General features: G+C 74.9%; 12 protein-coding genes. 6 read left to right on the forward strand and 6 right to left on the reverse strand.

Going from position 1 to position 19,249, the window contains the following annotated elements:
• The first annotated feature begins 1 nt into the window (after nucleotide 1).
• A complete protein-coding gene (locus LMU33_RS03755; RefSeq protein ID WP_228617321.1) occupies nucleotides 2-592 on the forward strand; it encodes an Rv1733c family protein in 591 nt (196 codons plus the stop codon).
• Between the two features lie 325 nt (nucleotides 593-917).
• On the opposite strand, the gene LMU33_RS03760 is transcribed toward LMU33_RS03755, so the two are convergent.
• Both LMU33_RS03760 and LMU33_RS03765 read right to left on the reverse strand, forming a co-directional pair.
• Nucleotides 918-2,903 (reverse strand): HEAT repeat domain-containing protein, encoded by a 1,986-nt coding sequence (locus tag LMU33_RS03760; RefSeq protein WP_228617322.1) that lies wholly within the window; start codon nucleotides 2,901-2,903, stop codon nucleotides 918-920.
• Between the two features lie 168 nt (nucleotides 2,904-3,071).
• A complete protein-coding gene (locus LMU33_RS03765; RefSeq protein ID WP_228617324.1) occupies nucleotides 3,072-4,754 on the reverse strand; it encodes a DNA alkylation response protein in 1,683 nt (560 codons plus the stop codon).
• Nucleotides 4,755-4,817: 63 nt separating this feature from the next.
• On the opposite strand from LMU33_RS03765, the gene LMU33_RS03770 reads away from it, so the two are divergent.
• Both LMU33_RS03770 and LMU33_RS03775 read left to right on the forward strand, forming a co-directional pair.
• On the forward strand, nucleotides 4,818-5,576 hold the full coding sequence (locus tag LMU33_RS03770) for a PaaX family transcriptional regulator C-terminal domain-containing protein (protein WP_228617325.1): 759 nt from the start codon (nucleotides 4,818-4,820) through the stop codon (nucleotides 5,574-5,576).
• Between the two features lie 5 nt (nucleotides 5,577-5,581).
• Entirely contained in the window at nucleotides 5,582-5,983 is a 402-nt protein-coding gene (locus tag LMU33_RS03775) for a DUF6221 family protein (protein ID WP_228617327.1), read from the forward strand.
• Here LMU33_RS03775 and LMU33_RS03780 read toward each other — a convergent pair.
• The gene (locus tag LMU33_RS03780) at nucleotides 5,980-8,226 is read right to left on the reverse strand and encodes a DEAD/DEAH box helicase (RefSeq protein WP_228617328.1); all 2,247 of its coding nucleotides are present in this window, start codon (nucleotides 8,224-8,226) and stop codon (nucleotides 5,980-5,982) included. The genes LMU33_RS03775 and LMU33_RS03780 overlap by 4 nt on opposite strands.
• A 672-nt stretch (nucleotides 8,227-8,898) precedes the next feature.
• Between LMU33_RS03780 and LMU33_RS41885 the strand changes: the two genes are divergently transcribed.
• Both LMU33_RS41885 and LMU33_RS03790 read left to right on the forward strand, forming a co-directional pair.
• Nucleotides 8,899-9,729, forward strand: coding sequence for a hypothetical protein (locus LMU33_RS41885; protein WP_372477864.1), 831 nt, complete (start codon nucleotides 8,899-8,901; stop codon nucleotides 9,727-9,729).
• Between the two features lie 8 nt (nucleotides 9,730-9,737).
• Entirely contained in the window at nucleotides 9,738-14,027 is a 4,290-nt protein-coding gene (locus LMU33_RS03790) for a cation-translocating P-type ATPase (protein ID WP_228617330.1), read from the forward strand.
• A gap of 800 nt (nucleotides 14,028-14,827) precedes the next feature.
• Here the strand turns inward: LMU33_RS03790 and LMU33_RS03795 are convergent.
• Nucleotides 14,828-15,907: an NADH:flavin oxidoreductase/NADH oxidase gene (locus LMU33_RS03795; protein ID WP_228617332.1), complete on the reverse strand. Its 1,080-nt coding sequence runs from the start codon at nucleotides 15,905-15,907 to the stop codon at nucleotides 14,828-14,830.
• A gap of 131 nt (nucleotides 15,908-16,038) precedes the next feature.
• Between LMU33_RS03795 and LMU33_RS03800 the strand changes: the two genes are divergently transcribed.
• Nucleotides 16,039-16,395: an ArsR/SmtB family transcription factor gene (locus LMU33_RS03800; protein ID WP_228617333.1), complete on the forward strand. Its 357-nt coding sequence runs from the start codon at nucleotides 16,039-16,041 to the stop codon at nucleotides 16,393-16,395.
• On the opposite strand, the gene LMU33_RS03805 is transcribed toward LMU33_RS03800, so the two are convergent.
• Nucleotides 16,312-17,703, reverse strand: coding sequence for a nucleobase:cation symporter-2 family protein (locus tag LMU33_RS03805; RefSeq protein ID WP_228617335.1), 1,392 nt, complete (start codon nucleotides 17,701-17,703; stop codon nucleotides 16,312-16,314). The two genes, LMU33_RS03800 and LMU33_RS03805, sit on opposite strands and share 84 nt — an antisense overlap.
• Before the next feature lie 178 nt (nucleotides 17,704-17,881).
• Nucleotides 17,882-19,216, reverse strand: coding sequence for an FAD-dependent oxidoreductase (locus tag LMU33_RS03810; protein ID WP_228617336.1), 1,335 nt, complete (start codon nucleotides 19,214-19,216; stop codon nucleotides 17,882-17,884).
• Nucleotides 19,217-19,249: the final 33 nt, after the last annotated feature.

Here is a 19,249-nt window from a genome sequence, read left to right on the forward strand (position 1 = left end):
GATGCCTTTGAAGGCGTTCCGTGGTCCGAAGGTGTGGCTGTGGCGCTGGCGGCGCAACCCGCTCAAACGCCGGGCCGACGTGGTGGAGGCCTGGGTGCTGCTCGGCGCCTGGCTGCTGACCGTTCTGGCGGGGGTCTCGGCAGGCCTCGTGGCAGCCGGGGTGGTGGAGGACGGGCTCGCGCGAGAGCGGGCGGCCTGGCGTCCCGTCGTCGCCCATGTGATGGGACGGGCCCCCGGAACCTCCCCCACGCACCGTCACGCCTCCGCCGGTGAACGCGTCTGGGCCAAGGTGGGCTGGACCATGGCCGACGGCTCCGCCCACACCGGTCAGGTCCGGGTGCAGCCCGGCAGCAGGTCGGGCACGCCGGTCACGGTCTGGACGGACCCGCAGGGGCGGCTCGTCGGCCGTCCCGCCTCCGCCGCAGAGGCCGCCTTCCGGGGCACCCTGATCGGCTGCCTCGTGGGCGTGGGCGCGGCGGCCGTCCCCTTCGTCGGCGGCCTCGCCCTGCGCGGCCGTCTGGAACGCCGCCGCATGCATGCCTGGGACACGGAGTGGGCGCGGCTCGGACCCCAGTGGGGACGGATGGTCTGACCACGGGCGGCAGCCTCGGGTCCCCGTCCGGCTGGGACCGGCGGCGCCCGGAGGACCGTCAGATCTGTTGCCCGGCCGACGCGTTGTCCCCACCGGTTGACCTTGCCCGAATCGAGGCACGGGCGATGGAGGCCTGCCCGCCGAGGCCTGCCGAGCAGCGACACGGCAGGGACCTGCTTCGCTGAAGCCGCCGAGAAGGCCGTCACGGACGAGTTGCACCGCAACTCGACGTGGAATCAGAAGCGTTGGGGCATCGCCGCCTTCGAGCCGGACGGCTCCGGTCCCGTACTCGTGCGATCGGGAGAGTGTCTGTTCACCCAATCCACTAGCACCCCGCCAGCGCCTCCCGGCACGCGCTCAGCAGCGCCTCGTCCTCCGGTATGCCCTGTCCGCCGCCTCCGGCCACAGGGGCCAGGTGGCGGCGTGGAGCGGATAGTTCCGCTTCTGCCAGGTGCCGAAGCGGTGCGGCGGCCGGACCCATCGCGGTCAGGCACCGGGCGATCGGGCGGCGGCTGTGCGGGTCCTCGGCCCAGGCCTCCCGGAACACCGGCAGGACCGGCTCGGGATCCGCGTCGATGCGCCACAGCGCGCACACGGCCGGCACCCGCTCCCGCACGGACCGCGACCGGGCCATGCGGCGCAGCGCGGGCAGCGCGGCGCGCGCGGCGGGCCCCAGACGGCCGAGCTGGACGGCGGCCAGGCGCCGGCCCGCCGGATCACCCTGGGTCAACTCCCGCAGCAGCACGGGGAGTACGGCGGAGGCGTCCTGCTGCGCCGACCAGAGCGCACCGGCGGCCGCGGCGGCATGCCGGGTGCCCAGGAGCGCGCAGAGGGCCGGTACCGCCCGCGCGGTGGCGCCCAGCACCTCCAGCGTTCCGATGACCTGGCTGGCGACCGCGTCGTCCCGCGCCCCCGGTCCGCCGGGGCCGCCCGACAGCAGCCGCAGCATCTCCGGAACGGCGTCCTCGTCCCCGACGGCGCTGACCGCCGCCAGCAGCGGGGCGGCGAGCCGGGCGGCGGAGGGGGAGTCCAGGGGAATCCGCCCGAGCCGGTGCCGCACCGCGGGGGCGAGCGGGGCCGCGGCGGCGCCCAGGTGGGCCAGTGCGAACCCCAGGTCCACCGGTGCGGCCGGGCCGGCCAGCAGGTGGGCCAGGGCCGGGACCGCCCGCGGATCGCCGCTCCTGGCCAGCGCCTTGAGCGGACCGCCCAGCGTGCGGGAGTCGCGCTCCACGCGGTGCGTCCACAGGTCGGGCCGGGCGCACACCAGGGTGTGCAGGTCGTCCGCGGCGGGCGCCGCCAGCACGAACAGCTCTGCCAGCACGGCGGCCGCCGCGTCCCGCAACCAGTCGTGCTCCGCCGCCAGTTGAGCGCCGAGCAGCCGGACCGTGCCGCCGTGGTCGCCGCGCCAGCCGCGCAGCAGCGCCGCCGCCATCCACACGCCGTGGCACCGGTCCACCGGGTCCGCACCGGTCAACTGCCCGCCGAGGAGCGCGGTCCGGTCGACCACGCGGTCGCCGAGCGCGGTGTGCAGGGTGCGCAGCAGCCGGGAGCCCTCCTCGTCGGACGGGCGCAGCCGCCATATGCGCCCGACGAGGGAGTCGGTGGCACGGGGCTCGGGGACGCGGGCGCGGTGCGCGGAGCGCTCCCGCAGCAGCCGGACCGCCGTCGGCACCAGGTCGTCGGGCAGCCGGGCGGGCGCGGCGAGCGCCAGCTGGCCGAGCGCGGCGAGCCGCAGCCCCGGCGCGTACGGCGGCGCGCTCACTTCGGCCAGCAGGTCCACCGCGGCGTCGGCGTGCGCGGGGTACCGGCGGACGAACAGGGCGAGCGCCTCCGGGAGGGCGAGCAGGACCCCGTCGTCCCGCTCGGCCCGCAGCCGCTGCCGTAACAGGTCCAGGACCCTCGTGGGCGCGGCCAGGAAGTGCACGAGGGCCTGGGCGGCCGCCCGGCGCACCGCCGGGTCCCGGTCCCCCGTGAGCCGGACGAAGACCTCGGCGCCCGCGCACACTGCCTCCCGCGCGCGCGGGTCCCCGTCAGCGCTCTCCGCGCCGATGCCGACCAGCAGTTCCACGATGCCGCCCCGGTCTGGCACCTCCTCGCGGGCCACGAGCGAGAGCAGGAACGGGACGCAGGCGAGCGTCGAGTCGTACACGCACCCCTGGTGGTGCAGCGCGGCGTACATCCCGTCGAGTGCGGTCGCCCGCTCGGCGGTGTCCGCGGACGCCAGCGCCCGTAACCAGTCGGGCACGTCCTCCGCGCTGCCGTACGCGTGCCGCAGCGAGGCCCAGTCGACCTCGTCGATCCCCGTGAACACGTTGTCCTCCCCAGGCGAGTGTCACCTGATCGCGAGTGTGCACCACGGCACTGACAACGGACCGGAGTTGCGCGCTGACTGTGTGCGATTCGTCGGCTGTCACCGGCCAGGGCGCAAATCGCCCGCAGTCGGCCGCCGAGAGGAACACCGCCGCCTGGTGGGAGGGGGTCAGTTCAGGCCGGGCAGGGCCCGCTCAAGGATCGTGCCGAGGTCGGTCGCGGAGGGCAGCGTGCCGAACGCGTGCCCCCAGTCGCCGCCCAGCCGGCTCGCGCAGAAGGCGTCCGCGACCGGGTGCGGGGCGTGCCGGACCAGCAGGGAGGCCTGCAGCGCGAGCGCCATCCGCTCGACCAGCCGACGGGCGCCCACCTGGTCCGTTTCGGCCAACTGGTCCTTGAGTGCGGCCACCGTCGTGTCCAGGCGGGCGTCGGCCCCGCGCGCGAGGGCGAGTTCGGCGAACAGGGCCTCGGCGCTGTCCGGTTCGCGGCCGAGGGCGCGCAGCACGTCGAGTGCGTTGACGTTGCCCGAGCCCTCCCAGATCGACAGCAGCGGAGCCTCCCGGTAGTGCCGGGGCATGCCGGAGTCCTCGACATAGCCGTTGCCGCCCAGGCACTCCAGGGCCTCGGCGGTGAACGCCGGGCCCCGCTTGGTGACCCAGTACTTGCCGACGGCGGTGGCGATCCGCCGGAAGGCCCGCTCTCCGGCGTCCCCGCGCACCGCGCGGTCGGCCGCGCCGGCCAGCCGCAGTGTGAGCGTCGTCGCCGCCTCCGACTCCAGCGCCAGGTCGGCCAGGACGTTGCGCATCAGCGGCTGCTCGACCAGCCGGGCGCCGAACGCGCTGCGGTGCCGGGTGTGATGCCCCGCCTCGACCAGCGTCTTGCGCATCAGGGTCGCCGAGGACATCACGCAGTCCAGCCGGGTGCAGTTGACCATCTCGATGATGGTCTTCACACCCCGGCCCTCCGGCCCGACCAGCCAGGCCACCGTCCGGTCGAACTCCGGCTCGGACGAGGCGTTGGAGCGGTTGCCGAGCTTGTCCTTCAGGCGCTGGATGCGGAAGGTGTTGCGGCTGCCGTCCGGCAGCACCCGCGGCACGAGGAAGCACGACAGACCGCCCGGGGCCTGCGCGAGCACGAGGAACACGTCGCACATCGGCGCCGACGTGAACCACTTGTGCCCGCGCAGCGTGTACACACCGGGCTCCCCGGTGGGCGTGGCCACGGTGGTGTTCGTCCGGACGTCCGACCCGCCCTGCTTCTCGGTCATGCCCATCCCCGCCAGCAGACCCGGCTTCTCGCTCGGCACGCGCAGCTCCGGGTCGTACTCCCGGCTGGTGAGCAGCGGTTCGTAGACCTTGGCCAGATCCGGCTGTGCGCGCAGCGCGGGCACGGCGGCGTACGTCATCGACGTCGGGCAGCCGTGCCCGGCCTCCGTGTGCCCCCACACCAGCCCGCCCGCGCTGCGGGCCACATGGGCGCCGGGCCGCTCGTCCGCCCACGGGGCGCCGGCCAGGCCCTCGGCGACCGCCGTGCGCATCAGGTGGTGCCAGCTGGGATGGAACTCCACCTCGTCGACCCGGTGGCCGTAGCGGTCGTGGGTGCGCAGGACCGGCTCGTGCCGGTTCGCCAGCTCGCCCCACTCCTGTGCCTCGGCGCTGCCCGCGCGCACCCCCAGGCGCCGGATGCCGTCCTCGGCCCACCCGGCGCCCTCCCGGCGCAGCCCCTCCAGCAGGGCGGGATCGTCGGAAGCGTCGTACGGGGCCAGGGGCGGGGCCTGGTTGGTGACCTCGTGCGTGGCGTACTGGGGCTGCGTCTGCGCAGACGACTGCGCGGGAATCGAGACCATAGGGAGCATGTTGCACTCTCGCTGCGGTCGTAGCAATACTGCAACAAGGAGGTGCACGTACAGTACGTGTCCATGCCCATGAACGTCTCGCCCGAGCCGGCGGAGGCAGGTCTGCGGCCGCTGTCCGCGCGGTCGGTCGTGCTGAGCCTGCTCCTCGGCGCGCACCCGGCGGAGATGCCGGTGAAGGACCTGGTCCGGCTGGTGGAGCCCTTCGGCGTCGGCGGCTCCACGCTGCGGGCGGCGCTGAGCCGGATGGTGACCTCGGGGGACCTGCGCCGCACCGACGCCGTGTACCGGCTCAGCGACCGGCTGCTGGCGCGCCAGCGGCGCCAGGACGAGGGGCTGCGGCCGGGCACGCGCGCGTGGGACGGCGACTGGGAGATGGTGGTGATCACGGCGACCGGCCGCGGCCCCGCCGAACGCGCCGACCTGCGCACCCGGTTGGCCGCGCTGCGCCTCGCGGAACTCCGCGAGGGCGTATGGCTGCGCCCGGCCAACCTCGAGCGTGCTCTGCCGGAGATGCTGAGCTCCGTCGCTCAGACGTACACCGCGCGACCCGAGGAGCCCGCTCACGAGCTGGCCGCACGGCTCTGGCCGCTGGACGCCTGGGCGGCCACCGCGCGGGCCCTGCTCGCCCGCACCGCGGCCGCCCGGACCCCGGCGGACCGCCTCACCGCGTATGCCGCTGCCGTACGCCACCTGCTGACCGACCCCGTCCTGCCACTCCGACTCCTCCCCGCCGACTGGCCCGGGGAGGACCTGCGCGCGGCCTATGCCGGCTATCAGCGCGAGTTGGCCGCGTCGGTGGGCCGAAGGGAGCGTGCCGCCTGACCGCCGTGACTCTCGTGCGGTTCCTGCGCGCCCGGTTCCAGGAGGAGGAGCGGGTGGCCCGGGACGCGATCGCCGGTGCACCGGGCGCGGTCTGGGGCGTCATGGCCGACGAGATCGAGCAGGTGCTCACCTCCTGGGACGGCAGGACCACGCACACGCCCCTGGTGCAGTTCGGGGCCGACGATCCCGTGCAGCTGCTCACCCATGTGGCCCGGCACGATCCGGCCCGGGTGCTGCGCGAACTCGAGGCGAAGCAGGCGCTGTTGGACGAGCACCGCATGATGGACGACGACACGTGCCGCACCTGCCGCCAGGGCGGGCCGCCGCGTTCGCCCTGCACCACGCTGCGCCTGCTCGCCGTGCCGTACGCCGGCCATCCCGGATACGACGACTCCTGGCGTCCTTAGTCCGGCGTTCGAGCGGCCTCGACTCCTGGTGCCCCGGATGCCCCGACTGCCCGCGGCGGGTCGCCGGTTTCGCCGACCGCCGGGCCGGTCGGGAAGCCCAGGCGGATCTGTTCCTCCGCGACGATGCGGCGCGCCATCTCGGTGTCCGACACGTCGACGGCGTCCGGCGTCGCCTCCGCCACCGCGCTGCGCCGGGCATAGGCGTCGAACAGGCGGACCTTCCTGCGCAGCATCTCCACCAGCCGCTCGTCCACGCCGCCCGGAGCCAGCAACCGGTGCACCCGGACCGGCCGTACCTGGCCCATCCGGTGGGCCCGCGCCACCGCCTGCTGTTCGACGGTGGGCTTGATCTGGGGCTCGCAGATGATCACGACGGAGGCGGCCTGGAGGTTGAGTCCGACACCCGCCGCCTGGATCTGCGCCAGCAGCACCGCCGGACCGGACACGGCCGTGAACTCGTCGACGAGCAACTGGCGCCGCGCGGGCGCCACGCTCCCGGTGAGCGGGCCGACAACCGCAGAGCCGGCCCGCGACGCGGCGTGGAGCGCGTCCTTCACCACGCCCAGGACGTCGCGGAAGTTGGAGAACACCACCACCTTGAGCCCGTTCTCGCCCGCCTCCTGCACGATCTCGCGGAGCCGGACCAGCTTGGCGGAGCTCTCCGGGCGGGCGTACGCGGCCCTGCGCATCGCCATGAAGTTGCCCGAGCGCACCGCCTCGCGGTACGCCTCCTCGTCCGAGGCGCTCGGTTCCTCCCACTCGTCCGTCTGCTGCAGGGCGGGCAGTTCGGCGAGGACGTCCACCTGGTTGCGGCGCAGGTAGACCGGGGCGACCGCCTTCCGGAAGGCCACGGAGCCGGGGAGTCCGGCGCCGTCGCCTATGCGCTCGGCCACGGTCTCGTCGAGCATCCGGACCAGGTTGCGGAACTCGGCGACCCGGTTCTCCATCGGCGTGCCCGTCATGAACAGGACCCGTTCGCAGTGCCCGGCCCACTGGGCCACGGCCTGGGAGCGCAGGGCCTTGGGGTTCTTCACACAGTGGGCCTCGTCCACCACCAGCATCCCGATCTCGCCCCCGCCGGGAGCCGGGAAGCCGCGCAGGGCGTCGAAGGTCGTCACGGCGACGCCGCCCCGCCCCTTCCAGTGGGCGAACGCCTCGTGCCGGTCCGGTCCATGCAGGGGCGTGACGTGGAGCGAGGTGCGTGCCTCGATCTCGCGCGTCCAGTTCACCAGGACGCTCGCCGGGCACACGACCAGGAAGTGGCTCTGCCCTTCGGCGGCCAGATGCGTCAGCGCGGCCATGGCCTGGACGGTCTTGCCGAGCCCCATCTCGTCGCCGAGGATCACCTTGCGCTGTGCCAGGGCGAACCGGGCGCCGAACGCCTGGTAGCCGCGCAGCGACACGCGCAGCCCGGAGTCGTCGAGCTGCTGGCCCCGCACCCGCTCGGCGATGCCGTCGGGCAGGAACCCCTCGGCGGCGGCCGTGTCCGGAGCGCGCCCGGAGATCTCGGCGAGCAGGCCGTAGTACTCGGCGGAACGCAGTTCGAAGTCGACCCAGGCTGCGAGGTCGCTCGACGCGCCCCGCAACAGGTCGACCGACGCCTGTGCGAGCGCCTCGGGGGTACCGGCCTCGACCGCCTCCGCCACCAGCGTGCGCAGTTCCTCGACCGCATCCAGCGCGCGGGCCTTCCCGGCCCGCCCGGCCAGCAGCATGCTCAGCCGCCCGGCGGCGGGGCGGGCGTCGGCCAGCGGGGGGCCGAGCCGCTTCGTCAGCCCGGCGGCGGTGCCGACCGCGCGCCGCGCGTCGGGCCCCGCCTCCACCAGGACGTGCAGGGCCATGACCAGCGCCGTGGTCCGCGGCTCCGGCCGGTCGACGTCGATGTGTACGGCGACGGTGTCGTGGACGGCGTCGGACAGCTGCCGTGCGGCCGCGACGATCTGGTCCGCGGTGCGCTGGCCGACTCCGGGGATCTGCCGCAAACGGTAGGGACCGGCTTCGAGCACCTGCCGGACCGTGCGCAGTCCGCTTCTGTCGACACCGCCCAGCCGCAGCCGCCCGTCCGTGGCGTCCTGCAGCCGCGCCACGGGGATGCCGTCGAGCGCCTGCTCCACCGCCGCGTCCTGGATCGGCTGCAGCGCCGCGCGGACCGCCTCGACGGCCCTGCCGTGGTCGTCGGCCAGTGCCTGTGCGGCCTCGTACAGCCGGGCCGCCCGCGCGACCGCCTCCCGCTCCCTACGCCCCATCCGCCCTCCCCTCACGCCGCATCCTTCCATCCGGGGGAGGCTCGACGGCGGGCGCCTTCCGTCCCGGAGGGCTTGAGGGCGGTGCCTCCCGTCTGGAGGGGCTTGATGGGGGCGCCTTCCGACCGGAGGGGAACGGTGTGGCGCCTTCTGCTTGGAGCGGGCCCGGCGGGGTGTCTTCATCCTGGATGGGGCCCGATGCGGGGGTGCTTTCCGTCTGGAGGCCCGGTCGCCGGGTAGCGGCACATCGTGGTCCGCGCCCACGCCCAGGGCGGGGCGACCCGCACGCCGTCCGGCGGCAACACGCCGTACGACGACCCGGCGGGGGAGCGCGAGGCCTGCCGTACGTGCCTCCTCGGCACCGGACCGGCCGCTGCCCGACCTTCCGTACGTGCCTCCTCGGCACCGGACAGGCCGCTGCCCGACCTCCAGGCCGCGGACTGGCCGCACCTGAACCCCGAGGACTACCGGGTCCTGCCCTCACGCGTGCCCGAAGGGCTTCTCCAGGGGCCGCGGAGAGACGTACGCGGCGGGTCGCTCGCGCGGTGCGGGTGGCGCGGGCGCGGTACGAGGCGTTCCCTGGGAAGTGGGCATCCCCGGGCGAGTAGCGGGGATGACCAGCACGGTTTCGGGCACTCGGTGGGGCACGCAAGACGATCTCACCCGAGGAGTGTCATGGCTGAGCAGAAGTCGTCGTCGGCCCTCACGGCGCCCCTGCGCGGCGCCGCCTCGGTTCTGCGCAGGGTGCCCGGCGCCGGGATGGTGGGCAGGACCGCCGAGGGAGCCCTGGACAAGGTCGGCGCGGTCTCGCCCCGTGGACGGCGCATCGCGGTCTACGCGGGGGCCGGAGTGCTCGGCGCCGCGGGCGTGGTCGAGTGGCCCGTGGCCCTCACCGGCGCGGCCGTGGCCTGGCTCACCCAGCCCCGGCCCAAGCATCCGGCGGACGGCGGGAACGGGGCCGCGCAAGGTCCCGAGCGCGCCCATGACCTCGGCACCGCGACCCTCCGGACCGGCCACGGCGGGCGGTCCCAGGGTGCCGGCGGCAAGGGTGGGGCGGATGCCGGAACCTCCGGCGGGGCCTGGGACGCCGGGGCCGCGGAGGCCGGGGTCGAGGCTGCCGGGGCGGCTGAGGCTTCCGGACAGAGCCGGACAGCCGACAGCACCGGGGCACACGGAAGCAGCCGGACCACCGGCGGCACCAGGACGCCCGGAAGCAGCCGGACGGCCCGCAGCGCAGAGGCACACGGAAGTGCCGCCGCATCCCGGGCCGGCCGGACATCGGGCACCGCCGGGCAGACCGGCAGGGCCGGGCCGGGCGGCGGCGCCCAGGCATCCCGGACCAGCGGTGCGTCCGGCACCACAGGGTCGTCCGGTGGCGCCGGGACATCGGAAACCACGGAGACCTCCGCAGGTGCCCGGACCACCCGCAGTGACGAAGGCGCGGTGGGCAAGCCATCCAGCGGGCCGCTCGGTCCCACGGCGCGGCCCGACCGCACCACGTTCTGAGGAGGACCATGGCGCTGCGACTGCTGACGGTGCCCTCGGCGGCCGTACGGCTGCTGCCCTCCGCACCACGGCTGCTGGCGCCGGCGGTCGGAGCGGCCGCCGGTGCCGCCGCGGGGACGGCGCGCGCCGGAGTGCGCGGCGCGGACGCCGCCGTACGAGTGGCGCGGGTCGCGCGCAACGCGCTGCCCGGCACCGGCGACCACTGGCGGGCCGGCACCCGTGCCCATCTCGCCCTGCGGCCCGTCGAGCCCGAGCAGGTGCGGCGCGCGGGCGGCACGGCACACGTGGCGCGCCGAGTGGCCGCGGCTCTGGCCGAGCGGCCCGACGTGCTCTTCGCGTACTGGGACCAGGGGCTCGCACGCCTGGTGGTGACCGCGACCGAGGAGGAGGCCACCGACCGGATCGTGGACCACGCCGCCGAACTGGCCGAGGGACACGGACTGCTCCTGGCCGCCGGGGACGTGGAGGAGACCACCCATCCGGCCGACCCGGCCGGGGTGCGCGCGGCCGTGGCCACGCTCGCCGCCGACACGGTGGGCATCGCCGGCGCGGTCACCGCGTACGCGCTCCGGCTGCCGCCCTCGCCGCGCCTGGCCACCGCGGTGGTGACGCTGCTGCGGGAGAACCCGCGCTTTCGCGCCCGGCTGCGCGCCCGGCTCGGGGACACCGGCATGGACCTCCTGCTGGCCTGCGCGAACGCCGCGGTCCACGGTGCCGGACAGACCCCCACCTCCCTCGTCCTCGACGGCGCCCTACGGGCCTGCCAGGTGGCCGAGACGGTGGCCCGCGCCGCCGCCTTCGACGCGGTGCACGACGAGTTGTGCGCGCCCGGGCGGGTCAGTATCCCGGCGGACGGCGCTCCCCGCCCGCCGCTGCGGGAGTCCCCGGCCCAGGAGTACGCCGAGCACGCCTCCGCGGGCAGCGTGCTGGGGGCCGCGGCCACCCTGCTGGTCAAGCAGGACGGCGCCGAGGCGGCGGAGGCGGTCCTCGCCGGCTCGCCGAAGGCCGCCCGGTACGGCCCCGCCGCCTTCCACGCTCTGCTGAGCACCGCACTCGCCCGCAGGGGGGTCCTGGTCCGCGACCCCGACCGGCTGCGCCGGCTGGAGATGGCCGGCACGGTCGTCCTGCACTCCAGCGCGCTGTGCACGCCCGAGGGCGAGGCCGACCCGTGGGCCGAACCGGTGCTGGACGCGGCCCGCCGGGCCCGCCTGCGCGTGGTGCTGGTGGACGACCCCGCCCTGGAGGACTTCACCGGCCTCGCCGACCAGGTCGTCGACGCGCGCCGGCCGCTGGACGACGTCGTGTACCAGGCGCGCGGCGACGCCGGGGCGGTGCTCGCCGTCGCCCGGGTGCGCACGGCCGACGAGCGCGACGTGCTGGCGGGGCTGCGCTGCGCCGACATCGCCCTCGCCCTCACCGACCACGACGGCGCCGTGGTCTGGGGCGCGGACCTCCTCGCCCTGCACGGGCTGCCCGACGTGTGGCGGGTGCTGACCGCGATCCCGGCCGCCCGCACGGTCGGCGGGCACGCCCAGATCCTGGCCCGCTCCGGCGCCGCGCTGTCCGGGCTGCTCGTGGCCGTCGGTGAGTCGGGCGGCGGCCGCGGACGCCTCGCCGCGCTGCCGGGGCTGCGGCACGCCCCCGTCGACGCAGCCGCCGTGTCGGCCCTGCTCTCCGGGGGCCGGGCCGCGCTCGGCGTGGCGGCGGCCCGGCCACCGCACCCGCACGCGCGCGTGCACTGGCACGAGCTGGATCCCGAGCAGGCCCAGGAGCGGCTGGAGCGGGAACCGGCCGCCGAGGGCAGCGCGTTCGAGGCGCTGACCGCCCGCGCACGCAAGGCCGCCGCCGCCGTCACCGGGCACCCGGTCGCCGCGCCCATGCGCTGGTCCTACCGGCTCGGGCGGGCCGTACGCGGCGAACTCCACGACCCGCTCACCCCCGTCCTCGCGGTCGGCTCGGCGGCGTCGGCGATCCTCGGCTCGGTCGTGGACGCCCTGCTCGTCGTCGGCGCCCTGGACCTGAACGCGCTGGTCGGCGGCTTCCAGCGGCTGCGCGCCGAACGGGCGCTGTCCGGACTGGTCGCGGAGCAGCAGCAGAAGGCGCGGCTCGTCCCGCCGGAGACCGAGGCACCGGCCGGCGGTACGCGCACCGTGGAGGCGGGCAAGCTGCATCCGGGCGATGTGATCCAGCTGAAGGGCGACGACGTGGTGCCCGCCGACGCCCGGCTGCTGTGGCAGGACGGTCTGGAGGTCGACGAGTCGGCCCTGACCGGCGAGTCCCTGCCGGTGGAGAAACAGACGGACCCGACCCCGCACGCCCCGGTCGCCGACCGGCGCTGCATGGTCTTCGAGGGTACGACCGTGGTGGCGGGCCAGGCCCGTGCCGTGGTCGTCGACATCGGTGAGCACACGGAGGCCGCCCGCGCCGTCCACCTGGCCGCGCGGACGCCCCCGGCCGGCGGCGTACAGGCCCGGCTGCAGGAACTCACCCGCAAGGCACTGCCGTTGACCCTGGCGGGCGGCGCCGCGGTCACGGGTCTGGCGCTGGTGCGCGGCACCGCCATCCGGGAGGCGGTCAGCGGTGGGGTGGCCGTGGCCGTCGCGGCCGTACCGGAGGGGCTGCCGCTGGTGGCCACCGTCGCGCAGCTGGCGGCAGCAAGGCGGCTGAGCCGCGACGGTGTCCTCGTCCGCACCCCGCGCACCCTGGAGGCGCTGGGCCGCATGGACACCTTCTGCTTCGACAAGACCGGCACGCTCACCGAGAACCGGCTGCGCCTGGTGCGCACCTCCGACGCCGACGGCACGGTGCGCCCGGTCGACGACGCCGGGTCCGCGGAAACCGTCCGGGCCGCCGCCCGCGCCTGCCCGCGCGTCGGCGGCGATGCCGAGCAGCCGGTGCACGCCACCGACGAGGCCGTGCTGGCGGCGGCCGGTCCCGACCCCGAGTGGACACAGCTGGCGGACCTGCCCTTCGAGGCGGCCCGCGGATACGCCGCCGCCGTCGGCCGGAGCGGGGACGGCCCGGTGGTGCTCGTGGTCAAGGGGGCCCCGGAGACCGTGCTGCCCGCCTGCGCCGGGCTGCCGGAGCACGCCTCCGAGGCGGCCCAGGCGCTGGCGGGGGACGGCCTCAGGGTGCTGGCGGTGGCCGAACGGCGGCTGGGCGCGGACGAGCAGGAGGCCGACGTCGTCGAACAGCCGCTGCGAGACCTGGAGTTCACCGGACTGCTCGCCCTCTCCGACGTACCGCGGGAGACCTCCACGGCGCTGGTGGCGGGGCTGCTCGAGGCGGGCGTACGACCGGTCATGCTCACCGGGGACCATCCGCAGACCGCGCGGGCCATCGCGGACGAGCTGGGCTGGCCCGAGGACACCGTCGTGGTCACCGGCGACGAGCTGGCGGCGGCGGACCGGGCGGCCAGAGCCCGGATGCTGCGGGACGCGGGCGTGGTGGCGCGGGTGGCACCCGAGCAGAAGCTCCAGGTCGTGGAGGCGCTGCGGGACGCGGGCCGGGTCGTCGGCATGGTCGGCGACGGCGCCAACGACGCCGCGGCCATCCGGGCCGCCGACATCGGCGTCGGGATCAGCGCGCGCGGTTCGGCCGCCGCGCGCAACGCCGCCGACATCGTCCTCACCGACGGCGATCTCACGGTCCTGATCGACGCGGTCGGCGAGGGCCGGGCCCTGTGGCACAGCGTGGCCGACGCCATCGCCATCCTGATCGGCGGCAACGCGGGCGAGGTCGGTTTCGGCATCCTCGGCACGCTGCTGTCCGGCCGGGCGCCGCTGTCCACCCGGCAGATGCTCATGGTGAACCTCTTCACCGACCTGTTCCCGTCGATGGCGGTGGCGGTGACCGAGCGGGAGAACGCGCCTGTAGTGGCCCGTGGGGGATCGCCCGAGGACGCCTCCGCCGTCCTGGGCGCGCCCCTGCTGCAGCAGATCCGGCACCGGGCGCTGACCACCACCCTGGGCGCCGTGACGGCCTGGCTGATCGGCCGCTTCACACCGGGGACCGCGCGCCGCTGCAGCACGATGGCGCTGTGCGGGGTGGTCGGCACACAGCTCGTGCAGACGTGGCTGGACCGGCGCGAGAGCCGCCTGGTGCAGATCACCTGCCTGGGTTCCGCCGCGGCGCTGGTCGCGGCGGTACAGATCCCGGGCGTCAGCCATGCCGTCGGGTGCACCCCGCTCGGCCCGGTCGCCTGGGCCGGCGTCCTGACGGCGATCACCCTGGCCCTGGCGAGCCAGCGGGCACTGCCCCGCCTGGAGGAGACAATCGGCCGCCTGCTGCCGACCTGAACCCGGACACCCGCGCTCGGACCGGCCGGTGGCGGGGTGGTCGTGGTTGGACCGGTGGGTGGTGGCGGGTTGCCGTACTCAATCAGCCGGTGGGCGGGTGGTCGGATCGGCTGGTGGTATTGGGCGGGCGGTCGTGGTTGGACCGGTCGGTGGTGGCGGTTTGCCGCGTGGATCGACCCATGGTGGCTGGTGGCTGCGGTTGGACCGGCTGATGGGGCGGTCGTGGTTGGATCGGCCGGTGGGCGGGTGGTCGTGGTTGGACCGGTCTGTGGTGGTGGGCGCGCTTGACTGGTCGGTGGTGGCGGTTCGGCTGGTGGCGGGGGCGGTCGTGGTTGGATCGGCCGGTGGGCGGGTGGTCGTGGTTGGACCGGTCTGTGGTGGTGGGCGCGCTTGACTGGTCGGTGGTGGCGGTTCCGGCTGGTGGCGGGGGCGGCCGTGGTTGGATCGGCCGGTGGGCGGGTGGCCGTGGTCGGATCGGCCGGTGCGGGCGGTCGCCGCGCTGGACCGGCCGGTAGTGGCTGGCCGCGGCCCCTCAGACCGGCCGGTGGTTGCAGGCTGGTGGCGCTGGATCGGCTGGTGGTGGCGTATGGCCGCGGTCAGGCCGGCCGGTGGTGGCGGGTGGCCGTCGTTGGATCGGCCGGTGGTTGCAGGCAGGCGCGCTGGATCGGTCGGCGGTGGCGTGTGGCCGCGGTCAGACCGGCTGGGGGTGGGTGGCCGTCATGGTGGCGTGTGGCCGCGGGCGGACCGGCTGGTGGGCGCGGGCGCTCGCGCTCCCACCGGCCGGTGGTCGCCGGTGGCCCTCAGACTGACCGGTGGTACGGGGCCGGTATCCGGATCTCGGCGCCCAGTTCGCGGGCCGCGTGTCGGGCCCAGGACGGGTTGCGCAGCAGCTCGCGGCCCAGCAGGACGGCGTCGGCCTCACCGTTCGTGACGATCTTCTCGGCCTGCTCGGCCTCGGTGATCAGGCCCACGGCGGCGACGGGCAGCGGGGTCTCGGCCTTCACCCGGGCGGCGAACGGCACCTGGTAGCCGGGCCCGGTCGGAATGGTCACGCCGGAGGCGTTGCCGCCGGTGGAGACGTCGAGCAGGTCGACGCCGTGGGCGTGCAGGTCGCGGGCGAAGCGGACGGTGTCCTCGGTGGTCCAGCCGCCGTCCTGGAGCCAGTCGGTGGCCGAGATGCGGAAGAACACCGGCTTGTCCTCGGGCCACACCTCCCGTACGGCGTCCACGACCTCGAGGGCGAACCGGGTGCGGTTCTCGAAGGAGCCGCCGTAGGCGTCGCCGCGGTGGTTGGAGTGCGGGGACAGGAACTCGTTGATCAGGTAGCCGTGGGCGCCGTGGATCTCGGCGATCTCGAAGCCGGCGGCGAGCGCCCGCCGGGCCGCCGCGGCGAACCGGCCGACGATCTCCTGTATCTCTTCCACCGTCAGCTCGGCCGGCACGGGGTGCTGCTCGTCGAAGGGCACCGCGCTCGGGGCGACCGGCTGCCAGCCGTGCGCCTCCGGTCCGAGCGGAGCGCCGCCCTTCCAGGGCCGGTCGGTGGACGCCTTGCGGCCGCCGTGCGCGAGCTGGATGCCCGGCACCGCGCCCTGGGCGGCGAGGAAGCGGGTGATCCGGCGGAAGGCCTCCACCTGCGTGTCGTTCCACAGGCCGAGGTCGTAGGGGGAGATCCGGCCCTCCGGCGAGACCGCGGTGGCCTCCACGATGATCAGGCCGGTGCCGCCCGTGGCGCGCGCCGCGTAATGCGCGAAGTGCCAGTCGTGCGGGGCGCCCGCGAGCGGGCCCTCCGGCTCGGCCGAGTACTGGCACATCGGCGGCATCCACACCCGGTTCGGGATGGTCACTCCACGCAGGGTGATGCTCTCGAAGAGCGCGCTCACGTCAGACTCCGTTCGTCACGGGACCATGGAACGGCTCATACGATAATCCTCGTACTACGAGATGTGTCAAACTACGACGTCCCTCGTACAATGGCCTCAGCCGAGGACTTCCGTGACGAAGGGCAGCCGCCGTGACCGAGACCGCCACCGCCGGCCGTGCGCTGCCGCATCCGGAGCGGGAGGAGATCCGCCTGGAGGCCGTGCTGCACGCGCTCTCCGACCCGATGCGGCTGCAGATCGTGCGCGAACTCGCCGCACGGGAAGCGGAGTTGACCTGCTCGCAGTTCGAACTGCCGGTGACCAAGTCCACCACCACGCACCACTTCCGGGTGCTGCGCGAAAGCGGGGTCGTCCGGCAGGTCTACCGGGGCACGGCGAAGATGAACGGGCTGCGCCGGGACGACCTAGACAGCCTCTTCCCGGGACTGCTGGACAGTCTCCTCGCCGCCGCGGACCGGCAGTCCGTCCGCCTCGGCGACGGCGCCTGAACCCGCCTTCCCCGGAAGGTGGTTGAAGAGCAGGTTGAGTACGATCGCGGACAGGCAGCCCGCGCTGATCCCGCTGTTCATCACCGTCTGGAACCAGTCCGGGAACTTCTCGTAGACCGTCGGCACACCCACCGGCAGCAGGCCGATCGCCACCGACACGGCCACCACGGTCAGATTGTGGTTGCCCTTGAAGTCCACCCCGGCCAGCGTCCGCAGCCCGCTCGCCGCGACCGTCCCGAACATGACCAGCCCGGCGCCGCCCAGCACCGGCGCCGGGATCGCCGCGACCACCGCGCCCAGCTTGGGCAGCAGGCCGAGCAGCACCAGGATCCCGCCGGCCGCCGCAACCACCCAGCGGCTGCGCACCCGGGTCATTCCGACCAGGCCCACATTCTGCGCGTACGCCGTGTACGGGAAGGTGTTGAACACCCCGCCCAGCACCGTCGACAGACCGTCCGCACGGAGCCCGTCGGCGAGCGAGCGCGGCTCGACCTGCCGCCCGGTCAGCTCGCCCACGGCGATCAGGTCACCCGTCGTCTCGGTCATGGTGACGAGAGCGACCACCAGCATGGACACGATCGCGGAGGCCTTGAACCGCGGCGCCCCGAAGTGGAACGGCGTGCTGATGCCCACCCAGTCGGCGCCGGAGACCCCGCCGAAGTCGGTGAACCCGAACGGCACCGCGACTGCCAGACCCACCGCGATCCCGATCAGTACGGCGATCCGGCCGAGCGCGGCGGGCGCGAACCGCTGCACGGCCAGCACCACCGCCAGGACGAAGGCCGCCAGCGCCAGGTTCTTCGGCTCCCCGAAGTTCTTCGCGCCGGCGCCGCCCGCCGCCCAGTTGCCCGCGACCGGCAGCAGCGAGACCCCGATGATCAGGATCACCGTGCCGGTCACAAGCGGCGGGAAGAAGCGCAACAGCCTGCCGAAGACCGGCGCGAGCAGCATGATCGCCAGACCCGCCACGATCACCGAGCCGTAGATCGCGGGCAGTCCGCCGCCCGCCGTCCCGATGAGTACCATCGGCGACACCGCCGCGAACGTACAGCCCTGCATGATCGGCAGCCGGACGCCGAACCGCCAGAAGCCGACGCACTGGATCAGTGTGGCGATCCCGCACACCAGCAGGTCGGCGGTGATCAGATACGCCAGGTCGGCGGGCGACAGCTTCATTGCGCCGCCCACGATCAGCGGCACGGCGACGGCACCCGCGTACATCGCGAGCACATGCTGCAGCCCGAAGGCCGCCAAGTGCCGTGCCGGTGGTATCTCGTCGACGGGATGGGCGGCTGCGGTGGTGGCCATGGGGACTCCAACAGTGCGCGAGCGGGGAGTGACATCCGAACAGGACGAGACCGTAAGCTTCTTGAACAGTTTGTTGATTTCCGGCCTGTTGCCGCTGTGTGTCATGCCCGCCCGACCGATGCGGAACCCCTGACCGCCCGGCGGGATCCCTGGCCACCGGGATCGCCGGCCGCCCGGCCTATACCGAGCGGGCCGCCGTGAGCAGCGCGTTCCAGTCCGCCAGCTTGACCACACCCCGCCCGAGCCGCGCGCCCAGCTCGGCCTCGGCCCGCTCGATCGCCAGCCACCCCGCCCACGGCACGGGTTCGGTCCCGGCCGCCCGCAGCGCGGGCACCGGATCCTCGGGCACCTGCCGGCCCAGCAGCGCCGCAGCGTCCGCGAGCAAGGACGTCGCCGTCTCCTTGGCGCAGGGCCGGTTGGTGCCGATGACGCCCGTCGGGCCGCGCTTGATCCACCCGGCGACGTACTCGCCGGGGGAGGGGGCGCCCTCGCGTACGACACGCCCTGCCACGTTCGGCACCGTGCCGCTCGGCGCGTCGAACGGCAGCCCCTTCAGCGGCACCCCGCGATAGCCCACCGAGCGCAGCACCAACTGGGCCGGCACGTCCACGAACCGGCCCGTGCCCGTCACCCCGCCCCGCCCGTCCGGCGCCGTCCGCTCGAAGCGCACGGCACCCACCCGGCCGGCCTCCGCGAGCAGCTCCACGGGGCGCAGGAAGAACCGCAGGCCGATACGCCGGTCGGCAGCGGCCGGGGACCGGGCGGCCCAGCCGCGCAGCACCTCCAGATTGCGGCGCTGTACGGCGGGCAGGGCGGCGGAGTCGGCCGGATCCAGCGCCAGGTCGGCCGGGTCGACAGTCACTTCGGTGCCGGGCAGCGCACCCAGCTCGCGCAGCTCCTTGGTGGTGAAACGGGCCTGCGAGGGGCCGCGCCGGCCCACCATGTGCACCTCGGTGATCCCGCTCGCCGTCAGCGTGTCCAGCGCCGCCTGTGGCATGTCCGTCGGGCGCAGCTCCGCGGCCCCCCGGACCAGCATCCGTGTGACGTCCACCGCCACGTTGCCCACGCCGATGACGACGGCCGACCGCACTCCGCGCAGAAAGCCCGCGTCGGCCGCGTCCGGATGCGCGCTGTACCAGGCCACGAAGTCGGTCGCCGACCAGCTGCCCGGCAACTCCTCGCCCGGGATCCCGAGCCGGCGGTCCGTGGCGGCGCCCACGCAGTACACCACCGCGTGGTACAGCTCCCGCAGCCGCTCGACGGGTAGCCCGCCGGGGCCGCCCACCCGGACCCCGCCGAGGAACCGCACCCGCTCGTGCTCCAGCACCGTCCGCAGGCTGCCCTGCAGGGACTTGATCTTCTCGTGGTCCGGGGCGACGCCGTAGCGGACCAGACCGTAAGGGCACGGCAGCCGGTCCAGGACGTCCACGTACACCTCGGGATCCAGCTGAACCAGGCTCTGGGCGGTGTAACACCCGCTCGGTCCCGAACCGACGACGGCGACACGCAGCACAGCGATGCTCCTCGGCCGAAGGAGGTGGTGTGC

Source organism: Streptomyces barringtoniae, from assembly GCF_020819595.1.
Taxonomy (GTDB): domain Bacteria; phylum Actinomycetota; class Actinomycetes; order Streptomycetales; family Streptomycetaceae; genus Streptomyces; species Streptomyces barringtoniae.

Coding starts and splice junctions, on each gene's coding strand:
- LMU33_RS03770 (WP_228617325.1), top strand. CDS start 4,818: ATGCCCATGAACGTCTCGCCCGAGCCGGCGGAGGCAGGTCTGCGGCCG.
- LMU33_RS03790 (WP_228617330.1), top strand. CDS start 9,738: ATGGCGCTGCGACTGCTGACGGTGCCCTCGGCGGCCGTACGGCTGCTG.
- LMU33_RS03805 (WP_228617335.1), bottom strand. CDS start 17,703: ATGGCCACCACCGCAGCCGCCCATCCCGTCGACGAGATACCACCGGCA.
- LMU33_RS03780 (WP_228617328.1), bottom strand. CDS start 8,226: ATGGGGCGTAGGGAGCGGGAGGCGGTCGCGCGGGCGGCCCGGCTGTAC.
- LMU33_RS41885 (WP_372477864.1), top strand. CDS start 8,899: ATGGCTGAGCAGAAGTCGTCGTCGGCCCTCACGGCGCCCCTGCGCGGC.
- LMU33_RS03755 (WP_228617321.1), top strand. CDS start 2: ATGCCTTTGAAGGCGTTCCGTGGTCCGAAGGTGTGGCTGTGGCGCTGG.
- LMU33_RS03765 (WP_228617324.1), bottom strand. CDS start 4,754: ATGCTCCCTATGGTCTCGATTCCCGCGCAGTCGTCTGCGCAGACGCAG.